At 46.2% G+C, this 12,748-nt stretch carries 13 protein-coding genes; 7 read left to right on the top strand and 6 right to left on the bottom strand.

The window, feature by feature from the left end:
* Nucleotides 1-11: 11 nt before the first annotated feature.
* A complete protein-coding gene (locus tag ACW5MY_RS17215; RefSeq protein ID WP_013353849.1) occupies nt 12-488 on the bottom strand; it encodes an Lrp/AsnC family transcriptional regulator in 477 nt (158 codons plus the stop codon).
* Nucleotides 489-695: 207 nt separating this feature from the next.
* On the opposite strand from ACW5MY_RS17215, the gene ggt reads away from it, so the two are divergent.
* Nucleotides 696-2,273 carry a gamma-glutamyltransferase gene (ggt, locus tag ACW5MY_RS17210; RefSeq protein ID WP_013353848.1) on the top strand — a complete coding sequence of 526 codons (1,578 nt, stop codon included), beginning with the start codon at nt 696-698 and terminating at the stop codon, nt 2,271-2,273.
* An 11-nt stretch (nt 2,274-2,284) separates the two neighbouring features.
* Here ggt and ACW5MY_RS17205 read toward each other — a convergent pair whose 3' ends face one another.
* The 3 genes from ACW5MY_RS17205 to ACW5MY_RS17195 form a co-directional block, all read right to left on the bottom strand.
* Nucleotides 2,285-2,629, bottom strand: a complete 345-nt coding sequence (locus ACW5MY_RS17205; protein ID WP_013353847.1) for a hypothetical protein — start codon at nt 2,627-2,629, stop codon at nt 2,285-2,287.
* A 162-nt stretch (nt 2,630-2,791) separates the two neighbouring features.
* On the bottom strand, nt 2,792-3,412 hold the full coding sequence (locus ACW5MY_RS17200) for a flavin reductase family protein (protein WP_014472322.1): 621 nt from the start codon (nt 3,410-3,412) through the stop codon (nt 2,792-2,794).
* A gap of 171 nt (nt 3,413-3,583) precedes the next feature.
* The gene (locus ACW5MY_RS17195) at nt 3,584-3,901 is read right to left on the bottom strand and encodes a CotG/ExsB N-terminal domain-containing protein (protein WP_462061633.1); all 318 of its coding nucleotides are present in this window, start codon (nt 3,899-3,901) and stop codon (nt 3,584-3,586) included.
* Nucleotides 3,902-4,041: 140 nt separating this feature from the next.
* Between ACW5MY_RS17195 and ACW5MY_RS17190 the strand changes: the two genes are divergently transcribed.
* From ACW5MY_RS17190 to ACW5MY_RS17180, 3 genes are all read left to right on the top strand, one after another.
* Nucleotides 4,042-5,136 carry a CotH kinase family protein gene (locus tag ACW5MY_RS17190; protein ID WP_289393972.1) on the top strand — a complete coding sequence of 365 codons (1,095 nt, stop codon included), beginning with the start codon at nt 4,042-4,044 and terminating at the stop codon, nt 5,134-5,136.
* Between the two features lie 123 nt (nt 5,137-5,259).
* Entirely contained in the window at nt 5,260-6,135 is an 876-nt protein-coding gene (locus ACW5MY_RS17185) for a DUF6897 domain-containing protein (RefSeq protein WP_013353843.1), read from the top strand.
* A gap of 40 nt (nt 6,136-6,175) precedes the next feature.
* The gene (locus ACW5MY_RS17180; RefSeq protein WP_013353842.1) at nt 6,176-6,850 is read left to right on the top strand and encodes a hypothetical protein; all 675 of its coding nucleotides are present in this window, start codon (nt 6,176-6,178) and stop codon (nt 6,848-6,850) included.
* Between the two features lie 46 nt (nt 6,851-6,896).
* Here ACW5MY_RS17180 and ACW5MY_RS17175 read toward each other — a convergent pair whose 3' ends face one another.
* Both ACW5MY_RS17175 and alsR read right to left on the bottom strand, forming a co-directional pair.
* Nucleotides 6,897-8,228 carry an arsenic transporter gene (locus ACW5MY_RS17175; RefSeq protein ID WP_013353841.1) on the bottom strand — a complete coding sequence of 444 codons (1,332 nt, stop codon included), beginning with the start codon at nt 8,226-8,228 and terminating at the stop codon, nt 6,897-6,899.
* Nucleotides 8,229-8,426: 198 nt separating this feature from the next.
* Nucleotides 8,427-9,335 (bottom strand): acetoin biosynthesis transcriptional regulator AlsR, encoded by a 909-nt coding sequence (gene alsR, locus ACW5MY_RS17170; RefSeq protein ID WP_014471118.1) that lies wholly within the window; start codon nt 9,333-9,335, stop codon nt 8,427-8,429.
* 156 nt (nt 9,336-9,491) lie between these two features.
* On the opposite strand from alsR, the gene alsS reads away from it, so the two are divergent.
* The 3 genes from alsS (at nt 9,492) to ACW5MY_RS17155 (ending at nt 12,658) form a co-directional block, all read left to right on the top strand.
* Entirely contained in the window at nt 9,492-11,204 is a 1,713-nt protein-coding gene (gene alsS, locus ACW5MY_RS17165; RefSeq protein WP_041481680.1) for an acetolactate synthase AlsS, read from the top strand.
* Between the two features lie 60 nt (nt 11,205-11,264).
* A complete protein-coding gene (gene budA / locus ACW5MY_RS17160; protein WP_013353838.1) occupies nt 11,265-12,032 on the top strand; it encodes an acetolactate decarboxylase in 768 nt (255 codons plus the stop codon).
* A 101-nt stretch (nt 12,033-12,133) separates the two neighbouring features.
* Nucleotides 12,134-12,658: an NAD(P)H-dependent oxidoreductase gene (locus ACW5MY_RS17155; RefSeq protein WP_041481679.1), complete on the top strand. Its 525-nt coding sequence runs from the start codon at nt 12,134-12,136 to the stop codon at nt 12,656-12,658.
* Nucleotides 12,659-12,748 lie beyond the last annotated feature (90 nt).

The following is a 12,748-nucleotide window of genomic DNA, read 5'->3' as shown; positions in this document are numbered from 1 at the left end:
CCGTGTCCTCCTTACAGCTTCATGCCCGTTCTGCTTTTATACCGTTTGATCAGCATTTGGCAATCGACACTGACGACGCCTTTTTGCGTATAGAGCCGTTTTGTCAAAAACTCTTCCATCTCCTGATCATTTGCGAAAATGCCGTGCATATGCAGCTTGCTCGGGCCTGTCATATGATAAAGGCTTGTCACGGCGGGTTCCTGTTCAAGCTTTAATGCTGTTTCCTCCAAATACTGCGGCTCCACCTCCACATTAAAAAACACAGACACGTGACGTCCGATTTTCGCCGGGTTGATGACGGCGGTGAATTTTTCAATCACGCCGGCATCCAGTAAATGCTGGATGCGCTGCTGAACCGCCACTCGCGACAGATTAACCCGCTTTCCTAAGTCTGTATAGGAAATCCTCCCTTCCTCGTGCAGAATCGAGAGAATATGTTTATCCGTTTCATCAAGTACAAGATTCGGAATGCTGTACTCATGTTCCAATCAGTTTCACCTTCCTTCATTTGGCAGATACTATTGTATCATGAAATCTTACGGAATGAAGGAGAATTTTTCAATTATTTTCGATAAGTAATAGATTAAGATCATTTCTTTTCGGAAAGTAAATAGTGTGTGAGATTTTCTTCCAGTAAAGTAGATGCCCAGCGGTGCCGTTTTTTATAATTGAGAAAATTTGTAAAGGGGCTTGTCATGAATACTTCAACCATCGGAACGAAACAAATGGTCGTCAGTCCGCATTATCTTGCTTCTCAGGCGGGTGCCGGCATTCTCGAGAAGGGCGGCAACGCGTTTGATGCGGCGGTGGCGGTCAGCGCCTGCCTGGCAGTCGTGTATCCGCATATGACGGGGCTTGGCGGAGATTCATTTTGGCTTACATATCATCAAGAATCGGGCAGGATGAAAGCATATAACGGGAGCGGCCGTTCAGGAATGCAGGTGACGAGAGACTTGTATCGGGGCAGAGAAGCGATACCTCTGCGCGGGACAGAAAGCGCCATTACCGTTCCGGGAATGGCGGACAGCTGGGATGCCGTGCTTTCGGCGTACGGGCGTCTTTCTCTAGCTGAGGTGCTGAAGCCTGCCCTTGATTATGCGGCAAACGGATTTCCGGTATCAGCCGATCAGTGCGCCCACACAGAACGCAATCTCGCTCTTTTAGCTTCGATGCCGTATACCTCGTCCATTTTTACGAGAAACAAAAAATCGCCCATGCCCGGCGAGCGGTTTGTCCAAAAGGATCTGGCGGCCAGCTTGGAGCAGCTTGCCGAAAAAGGCAGGAGCGCTTTTTACGAAGGGGATATCGCTCAAAGCATCATATCATTTCTGCAAAACAACGGCGGGCATTTGACACTTGAAGATTTTAAAGCCCATCGCGGCGAGTGGTCGGACCCGGTATCCTCTGATTACCGCGGGTGCCGCATCTATCAGGCTCCGCCGAATTCACAGGGCTTTACAGGCTTAATGACGCTCAATATATTGGAAAACTATGATTTTACCCAGATTGAACACGGCTCCTTTGAATATTATCATCTGCTGATCGAGGCGCTGAAAAAGAGTTTTCAGCACCGGAATGAAGTGCTGACTGATCCCGCGTTTTCTCATATTCCGCTGGATCGACTGCTTGATAAACGGTATGCAAAGCAGCTGGCGGAAGAAATCGGTTACACGGCTGCGCCGGCGGTAAGCCGGCCGGTCGGAAGCGATACCGCTTACGCTGCCGTCGTCGATGCGGAAGGAAATGCCGTTTCCTTTATTCAGAGCCTTTATTTCGAGTTCGGGTCTGCCGTGACTGCGGGGGATACGGGCATTCTGCTGCAAAACCGCGGGTCATTTTTCTCACTGGATGAGTCTCATGTCAATACACTTGAACCGGGCAAGCGGACGTTCCACACACTCATGCCGGCGATGGCCTTTAAAGAAGGAAAGCCGCACATCCTATACGGAACCCAGGGAGGGGAAGGCCAGCCGCAAACGCAGACAGCGGTGATTACGCGCATCATTGATTACAAAATGGACCCGCAGCAGGCTGTCAGTGAGCCGCGCTGGGTCTGGGGACGGACATGGGGCGAGGAGTACGAAGGGTTGAGGGTCGAAAGCAGAATCAGCCCCGAAACGAGGGAAGCATTAAAGCAAAGCGGCCACCGCGTTGAGGCCGTTGGCGATTTTGACAAACTCATGGGACACGCAGCAGCGATCGTCATTGATGAAGAAGGCTTTCTCCAAGGCGGAACCGACCCGCGCGGAGACGGAGCGGCCGCAGGAGTATAGAGCATGACCCGCTAACGGATGAAAAAAATAAGCACGCCAAGTGCGGCGGGAAGACCTGCGTAAAACGAATCGTACAAATATTGCTTTTTCTCCTGCCGGTGCCGCCATTTCATTAAGCCGCTGCAGCAAAAAAACATAGAAATAACTCCCGCAAATACGTACAATTCATTGAAAAATGTCACTGCTGCGGTGCCTGTAATAAGCAGTGACATTTCGATCAATCGATGTGTGCCGTTTATCGGATTCTGATTTTTAACAGGCTTTGGCAAATCGAGAACGTTGACGGCAAACACTTGAAACATGAGACTGAACAAAACAAATACGGCTGAAAAAATCAGTAAATGAATGATATCCATGGTCTCCTCCTGAAACTTGTCATTCGTTTCATACGGGTGAGGACATTGTAAGTTTCAATATTCTATAAGACATTAGGCTGTGTTAAACGGTAAATGGCTGAAAAAGACCCCTTTTAAAAGGGGTCTTTTTGACTAGTTTCTTCTATTATATTAGGTTCTGTTTCAGGTCGGGCGGACGAGTGTATATGTATTTCCGAGTCTGGCATATTCATTCCCCGCGAGTCTCGCCGCAGGCTGCAGCTCATCCGTCCGTATGTAGCCCTTATCGGCGTCATATACTTGGTCATTCAAATGAAAACAAACGACTCTGCCGATGATGAGATCTGTTGTCGTTTCTCCGCTGTCATTTTGAAACGGAAGGTGGCGTTCGAGTATACATTCAAACCTGACCTTCGCTTCTTTTATACCGGGAACACTGATGCAAGCGCTGTCTGTCACAGAAAGGTCTGTCATGCCAAGCTCACTGACATCAGGGTCAAGCCTTGCCGCCGTTTTGTTAATGTCTTCAATAATGGACTCATCACTCACATGCACGACGAATTCCCGATGAGCGAGTGCGTTTCTCGCGGTGTCTTTCTGCCGTCCGTCCGCGCGGCTTACTGAGATGGCAAGAAGCGGCGGATCTGCGGAGACAACGTTATAAAAACTGAAGGGCGCCGCGTTTACGGCGCCGTTGATAGATGAACGCGTAGTGACAAACGCAATCGGCCGGGGAACTACAGTGCCGGAAAGCAATTTGTAGGTGTCTTTTGCGTTCAGTTCGTCTGCTCGTAAGATATGCATTATTTCGGCCGCCTTTCTTTTTCGTATGACCTGATTATACCGAAAGAAAATTCGGAAACACAACAAAAGAAACCCGGCTGCATATCTTATCTCGTGGCATATATCTGATTGAGGAAAAAAGGCTTCCGTTTAGCCGGCAGCCTATTTACATGGTGTTAGGTTGTTGGGGGATTATTTGTAGCTTTTCTTTACAACCCAAACATTTCCGTCTTTCCAGTACTCTGTTTTGCTGCAGTAATCGTCTTTTTTATGGCTGGGTTTTTTATGAGAACGGTACGGTTTTTTCTGAGTGCGCTTTTTCTTGCGGCGGCACGATTTTTTCTGGCTGCGTGATCTTTTGTGAGAGCGGCACGATTTTTTCTGGCTGCGAGATTTTCTCTTCTTACCGCTTTTTTTGCTGTGCGGCTCTTGGTACAAATAATTTTTCAACCCTTCGGTACTTGCGGACTGTACTGCTTCTTCGATATCAGAATGGGAATAGTGGCCCATTTTGAAACCTCCTCTTGATATATGTTTTAAGGATGCGATCCTTACTACCACATAGTACGCATGGAAGAAAAAAGTGTATGTGTGTTCCGCTGAGTTTTATATAAAAAGCACAGCCTAAATTAATACAGGGAGGTTTACAGGTGAAGGACCAATCAACATTGCCTCAATACCAGCTGTTTATTCACCCGAAAGACTTGTGGGAGCTGAAAAAAGACATTTGGGATGATGATCCGGTGCCCGCGGTGCTGAGAGTTAATCAAAAACGGCTTGACATTGATCTGGCGTACCGCGGCTCTCATATAAGAGATTTTAAGAAAAAATCGTATCATATCACGTTTTATTCGCCGAAAACATTCCGCAGGGCGAAAGAAATACATTTAAACGCTGAGTACAAAGATCCGTCGATGATGCGGAATAAACTGTCTCTCGATTTCTTCGCGGAACTTGGGACACTGTCACCGAAGGCGAATTTCGTATCCTTGCAAATCAACGGCAACTACGAGGGAGTATACCTTGAGCTGGAGTCAGTGGATGAATATTTTCTGGCGAAACGGAATCTGGCGGACGGCGCCGTTTTTTACGCGGTTGATGATGACGCCAATTTTTCCCTTGTCAGTGATCTCGAGCGGGATACGAAAACATCGCTCGAACTTGGCTATGAAAAGAAAACGGGAACGAAAGAAGACGATTTTTACTTGCAGGATATGATCTATAAAATTAATACCGTGCCGAAGTCGGAGTTCAAGGGTGAGATTGTCAAACACCTGGACGCGGATAAGTATCTGCGGTGGCTTGCGGGCGTCGTGTTTACCTCTAACTACGATGGGTTTGTTCATAATTACGCCTTGTACCGGAATCATGAAACGGGGCTTTTTGAAGTCATTCCGTGGGATTACGACGCGACGTGGGGAAGAGACATTCACGGGGATCGGATGGATGCCGATTATGTCAGAATACAAGGGTTTAATACCTTGACTGCTAGGCTTCTGGATGAACCGTATTTCCGTAAAGCGTACAAACAGCTTTTGGAAGAGACGCTTCAGACCCGGTTTACCATTGAACATATGAAACCAAAGGTCATGTCTCTGTATGAACAGATCAGGCCGTTTGTCGCGAAGGATCCTTATAAGAAAGATGAGATTGACCGCTTTGACCGTGAGCCTGATGTGATTTGCGAATACATTAAGGAGCGGTCTGCCTTCATCAGCAGTGAGCTAAAGCAGTGGAATATTTGATTTTGGAAAGAAGAGAAATTTTTTTACAAATAGGCTGGTGAACCAGTTCCCGAAAAGAATCGGGATACGTATATATGCATTATGTTTTGACATTAATGAGAAATATGACTAGGAGGACAATAGATGAAACGCAATACGAATCGGCATCGGTCTGATGATAACTTTTTGCATGCGATGGAAGGAAAAGTGATTACTGTCTACCGGGGGGGCCCGGAGTCCAAAACAGGAAGATTGGCAGATATTCAATCGGATTATATCGCTCTTCAGGTTGATAATAAAATCGTTTACTATCAATGGAAGCACGTGAAAAGTGTAACGGAAAATACGAGTGAGACAGTATCGCCGGCCGAGTCGGCAGAATGCGAAAAAGCCGATGATTTCCAAGAACTGATCGAACGAATGGCCAATCGCACGGTGCAGTTGAACCAGGGAGGCCCGGAATCGAAAAAAGGAAAGCTTCACGAAACAGGGGACGATTTTCTTGTGCTGGAAACGGAAGATGATGGAATTGTATATTTTAACATCGACCATGTCAAAAGCATCAGCGCGGAACAAGAAGATGAAGATGAGCAAGAGGATGAGCGTACAGAGTTTGAAATGGCTGATGATTTTCACGGCATATTTAAACGCCTGATCCACAAATGGGTTTCTATCAACCGCGGCGGTCCTGAAGCCGTTGAAGGTATACTTGTGGATAATTCCGACGGCCACTATACTCTTGTGAAAGATAAAGAAGTGCTGCGAATCCATCCGCTTCATATCAAGAGTATCAGCGCGGGGGCAAAAGGAGCAGCTAAAAAAGAGGAGAATAAAGACGAGAATCAAGGTGAGAAAGAGTGTGCTGAAGAGGAATCACATGAGGAGCAGCATACTTCCTCTGAAAAATCGAAAAGATCATCAAAAGAGGATCGATCCTCAAAACGGGATGAAGATGAATCTTATAGTTACGCCACTGTATTAAGAACAATAGATTATCGGTGGAAACGCGGCCGTAAGTGACCGGAAAGATTGTCCGTAAACGCGGGAGAGGGGGGATGAAATGGCTGGATTAAGCAGATTTCTTGATAAACAAGTCGATATTGAAATATCGGGAAATACAACATTTTCAGGAACTCTTTTGGATATCGGTCATGATATCATTGTGATTTATGACGGCCGGACTTTTCTTTATATCCCGCTGCTGCATCTGCAGCGGATGACTTTGACGCGGCCGGACGATCAGAATCAAGGGGCGTGCACAAGAATAGAAAGTCCGCATCCTGAAAAACAGGAACATTCATTTTCTTATCGAAATACCCTCCAGCATATAAAAGGCAGATTTACAGAAATATTCGTGACAGGAGACCGTTCCATTCATGGGTATGTGACAAGTGTTCTAAACGATTATTTCGTTTTCTTCTCTCCGGTTTATAAGACGCTTTTCATTTCGATGAATCATTTGAAATGGCTGACACCCTACTCCAATGAGCAGACGCCGTATACATTAAACAGCTCAGAGCTTCCGGTTGTTCCCGCTAATGTGCCCCTTGTCCGGAATTTTGAGGAGCAATTAAAAAAATATATCGGCAAATTGATTATTCTGGACTTAGGAGATATACCGAATAAAGTGGGATTGTTACAGGACGTCTCGGCTAATATCCTTGAATTGACCAATGCAGAGGGAGATACTGTTTTTTGGAAATTGAATCATTTAAAAACCATGCACCTCCCATAAAGATAAAACTGCCTTCTTATACAGCAGGCAGTTTTTTTCATCGGAGCTAAAGATAAATCCAACTGATCCAAACAAATAAAACGGTAATGGTAAACACAACGGTGAGAGGGACAACGATAATAGTCGTTTTTATATATTCCGACCAAGAGACTTTTTCGCCGTGCTGTCTGGTGATATGCATCCAGATAAGTGTGGCTAATGTCCCGATCGGCAGAAGCAATGATCCGATATCACTGCCGATAATATTAGCCAAATAAATGATTTTAACGGTTAAAGGGTCGATTGACATTTCAGTTAATGTCAAGGTGCTGATCATTAAGGCAGGATGGTTATTGAACAAATTGGAGAGGACGGATGTAGCAATTCCCATAATAGATGCTGCGTGGGCGATGCTTTGTGAGACATAAGGCTCAATATACTGCACAAGCAATGCGGTCAGTCCGATATTATGAAGGCCGTAGATGATAATATACATCGTGAAGGCAAAAACAAAGATATGCCAGGGCGCTTTTCTTAATAAGTCTGCCGGACTGATTTTTAAATAAAACCATCTCCAGCCAAGCAGAATGACTGAACTGATGACTGCCACAAGCGAAACGGATATCCCGATGTAAGAAGCTGCAAACAGACTGATCCGTACTAACAATACAAATGCCAAAACACAAAACATGATGTTTGTGCGGCTGTTTTGGGTCAGGTCCGGCGGAGGCTGAAGCGGATGATATCTTTTGTGTTCCAGCGAATCAAAATGAACCGGAATATCGGGGAGCTGCTTCGGCAAGCGGCGGTAAAAAACAGCAAACAGCAGAAAGGCCATAAACACCAGTCCCAGCGTACCGGGGATAAACATCATATTGGTGTATAAATAAAGATCCATGCCTATCATTTTGAGAGAAATTAAATTGACGATATTACTGACGCCGATCGGGGTGCTTGCTGCCGTTGCGATTAATACACCGCTTATTAAATACGGCGTTTTTTGATGTCTTTTAAGTCCGAGATACTGTAATACCAATAGTAAAATAGGGGTGGTAATTAAAACGCTGCCGTCATTATTCAGAAAGAGCGTCATTGAAAAACAAAGCAGGTTGGTTAACCAAAAAAGCCGGATGCCTGACCCTCTGGCGCGATGGAGCAGCTTGGCTGCCGCCCAATTGAAAAAACCGAAGCTTTCCAGCGCGATCGCCATAATCATTGTGGAGATAATGGTTATGGATGCTCCGGTGACTTTTGACCCTATATCTCCTAAATCATGAAAGGAAACGGTTCCGCTTAACAATACGAGAATGGCGCCCAGCGCTGCCGGAACGGCTTCATTTATTCCCCCGGGTCTCCAAAATATAAAAATAATAGTCGCAAAGAAAGAAATCAGGGTCAAAATGACGCTAATATGTGTAATGTGTTCTGCCTCCTTTTTGAATGGGCCATTGCCGCCCCGTTATTTTTATCCCTCCTGATCAGTTGTACTGTATGTATACGAGTACAGGACGAAAGGTGTACTGAGCGTTTCTACTAATTTAATAAAATTCCATATAAGCACACAAAAAAAGAGGCTGCTTTTCGGCGCCCTCTTTTTTTATGCATTTTCCTTATCCGCCTGCAATAAAGCCTGGCGTTTATTCATAATCTCCAAGAAATGTTTCAGGATCGGGTTTTGATTGTCCTTTCGGTAGGCGATGACCCATTCGGCGGTAAGCTGAACCTGATTGATGTCGCGATAGGCGACTTCGAGATTAAACAGCTTTTTAGCTGAAGAAGGTACGAAGGTCACACCGATTCCGGCGCTTACCAACCCGATCACCATTTGATACTCCGTCGCTTCCTGAACGATTTTCGGTTTGAAGCCCGCCTGCTCGCAAAAGTTTACAAATTCCAGGTATAAAGTCGGCCATGTTTCTTTCGCAAGTGTGATAATCGGTTGGTTCTTTAAATCCTGAATATCGATTGTCTGTTTGGCGGTAAGCGGGTGCTGCTTCGGCAAAGCCAGAATGCAAGGACTGCTCTGCACCTTTTCCATATGTAAAGCCGAATGCTGTAAAGGCGGATGAAGGATGCCGATATCAATGTTTCCCTTCAGAAGCTCTTCCTGCTGTCTGAAAGAGGAAATTTCACGCAGATCCAGTTTGACGGAAGGGAACTTTTCACGGAATTCCCGAATGATCGGCGGCAGAAATTCATATGTGGCCGAGCCGACAAAACCGACGACAAGGCGGCCGAGCTCTCCCCGTGCGGTCCTCTGCGCCATTTCAATCGCTTTGTCAATTTGTTCGATCGCGTTTCTGCTGTGTTTTAAAAAACTTTCTCCGGCAGCTGAAAGCTCTACAACCCGTTTCGTGCGCTTTAATAAAGTCACGCCGACTTCCTTCTCAAGCTGTTTGATCTGCTGGCTGAGAGGAGGCTGTGTCATATTTAACCGAAGCGCAGCTTTGCCGAAATGAAGTTCTTCGGCAACGGCAATAAAGTATTGAAGATGGCGAAGCTCCATCCTTATCCATTCCTTTCCCTTTGTTAATTATTCGTGAAACATATTAATCATACGGCGAATTGATATTGGAGGTCAATTTCCAAAGAGTGTATAGTGAATAATATCACAAATTACTTAAAATTTTATATTTAATATGCATAATAAGGAGTGAGGGTGTTGGCAAAAGCAACAAATGAACTAAAAACCTCTGGTAAAAATCGCGGGGCGGAGCTTGTTGTTGATTGCTTAGTGGAGCAAGGTGTCACACATGTTTTTGGCATTCCGGGTGCAAAAATTGATGCAGTATTTGATGCGTTAAAAGATAAAGGACCTGAACTGGTTTTATGCCGTCACGAACAGAACGCTGCGTTTATGGCAGCGGCTGTCGGAAGACTGACAGGAAAACCTGGCGTTTGTCTCGTTACTTCAGGCCCGGGGGCATCCAACTTGGCGACCGGCTTGTTAACGGCTAATACAGAAGGTGATCCGGTAGTTGCACTGGCGGGAAACGTGATTCGCGCAGACCGGTTAAAACGGACACACCAATCATTGGACAATGCGGCGCTATTTCAGCCGATCACAAAATACAGTGTAGAAGTACAGGAAACAGGGAATATACCAGAAGCGGTAACAAACGCCTTCAGGGCAGCGTCAGCAGGTCAGGCCGGCGCGGCTTTTGTGAGCTTTCCGCAGGATGTTGTGAATGAAATCACAACTGTGAAAAACGTACGCAGCGTGCCGGTGCCGAAACAAGGCCCTGCACCGGAAGAAGCGGTCAGTGCGGCTATCGCGAAAATCCAGACGGCGAAACTTCCCGTTCTGTTAGTCGGCATGAAAGGCGGAAGACCGGAGGCGGTAAAACAAATCCGCAAACTGCTTGCTAAAACAAAATTGCCTTTCGTGGAAACGTACCAAGGGGCCGGCACATTGTCCAGAGAACTGGAAGACCAATATTTCGGCCGGATCGGACTGTTCCGCAACCAGCCGGGCGATCTTCTGCTTGAACAGGCGGATGTCGTATTAACGATCGGTTACGATCCGATTGAATACGATCCGAAGTTCTGGAATGTAAACGGCGACCGTGATATTATCCATCTTGACGAAATTCAGGCCGATATCGATCATGCGTATCAGCCGGAATTAGAATTACTGGGCGATATCGCCGCAACGGTCAAACAAATTGAGCACGACGCGGTGAGATTTGATATGGGCAGCCGTGAACGTGAAGTGCTGAACGAATTAAAACAAATACTCTCTGACAGCGAGAAGGCTCCAAGCGACCATAAATCCGGCAGAGTGCATCCTCTGCAAATCGTCCAAGAACTGCGCAGCGCAATTGATGACGACGTAACCGTTACTTGTGACATCGGCTCTCACGCCATCTGGATGTCCCGTTACTTCCGCGCTTATGAGCCGCTGAAGCTGATGATCAGCAACGGCATGCAGACATTGGGCGTAGCGCTTCCTTGGGCGATTGCCGCCACATTGGTGAATCCGGGTGAAAAAGTCGTATCCGTTTCAGGAGACGGAGGATTCCTGTTCTCGGCAATGGAACTGGAAACGGCGGTCCGCTTAAAATCGCCGATCGTTCACCTTGTCTGGAATGACAGCACATATGATATGGTCGCATTCCAGCAAATGAAAAAATATAACCGTACATCATGCGTAGATTTCGGAAACATTGACATCGTAAAATATGCAGAAAGCTTCGGCGCCACCGGCTTGCGCGTTGAGTCACCGGAACAGCTGGCAGACGTGCTGCAAAAAGGCTTGAACACAGAGGGTCCTGTCATCATCGACATTCCTGTCGATTACAGTGACAACGTCCATTTATCAAGCGACATGCTTCCGAAGCAATTCAAAGAAAAAATGAAAGCAAAAGCTCTCTAGCACTCTGCGCACCATGATCTGTTTACTAAAACAGCCCAATTTAAAAGGAGTGAAGGGAATATGAAAAACGCAAGTGACATCCAAGTGATGGGCCGCGGAGACAAAGGCTCACCTGAGGATCAGGTTTATCAAGTATCAACTATGACATCTCTGCTGGATGGAGTATATGACGGAGATTTTGATATGGCTGACATTCCGAAGTTCGGTGATTTCGGAATCGGCACTTTCAACAAACTGGACGGCGAATTAATCGGTTTTGACGGACAATTTTACCGCCTGCGCGGCGACGGAACGGCTACGCCTGTTAAAAGCGGAGACCTGTCACCATTCTGCTCCTTCACATTTTTCACACCGGATATGACGCATACGATCGACGGCGAAATGACCCGTGAAGAATTCGAGCAGGAAATCGCCAGCCTTCTGCCTAGTAAAAACTTATTTTATGCGATCCGTTTAGACGGCGTATTTAAAAAGGTGCAGACCAGAACGGTAGAGCGTCAGGAGAAGCCGTACGTTCCGATGATCGAAGCGGTGAAAACACAGCCTGTGTTCAACTTTGACGACATTCAGGGAACGATCGCCGGCTTCTGGACACCGGGTTACGCAAACGGCATCGCCGTTTCCGGATATCACCTGCACTTCATTGATGAAGGGCGCAATTCCGGCGGGCATGTGTTTGACTATGTCATTAATGATTGCAAAGTGACCATTTCTCAAAAAATGAACATGAACCTCAAGCTTCCGAATACGGCGGACTTTTTCAACGCAAATTTAGATAATCCTAATTTCGCGAAGGATATTGAAACAACCGAAGGAAGCCCTGAATAAATGAAAAAAGAAAGCCCATTTTTCTTCGGGGCTTTCTTTTTATTTGGCTGAATCGGCAATGATTAGGTAAAATACAGACAAAAGGGAAAGGTGTGGTAGCTGTGAAAGTATTGGTATTAGCGGTTCACCCTGACATGGAGAACTCAGCGGTCAATAAGGCATGGACAGAAGAATTAAAAAAACATGATGAACTCACGGTCCGTGAGCTTTATAAAGAATATCCGGACGGGCAAATCGATGCGGAAAAAGAACGTCATCTGTGTGAACAGTATGACCGAATCGTATTTCAATTTCCGCTGTATTGGTACAGTGCGCCTCCGCTTTTAAAAACATGGATGGATCATGTGCTGTCGTACGGCTGGGCCTACGGCTCCAAAGGAAAGGCGCTGCACGGCAAAGAATTGATGCTGGCAGTTTCCGTAGGTGCCGGAGAGGATGCATACCAGGCAGGAGGGTCCAATCACTTTACATTGAGCGAGCTGTTAAGGCCGTTTCAGGCAATGGCTAATTTTACAGGTATGACCTATTTGCCGGCTTTCGCGCTGTACGGTGTAAATGGGGCGGATGCGACGGATATTCATGACAATGCCAAACGTCTGGCTGCTTACATAAAGAAATCATTTTAAAATGAGCCGCCGATTCGTTTTCATCCGACAATATTTCCTGAGAAATATTTCGAATCCCCGACATTTTTGACTGTCAGAAAGAAAAAAACG

This window comes from Bacillus sp. Bwzl_19 (genome assembly GCF_054900515.1).
The sequence above is the reverse complement of the archived record's forward strand: the minus strand, read 5'-3'. Positions and strand labels throughout refer to the sequence as shown.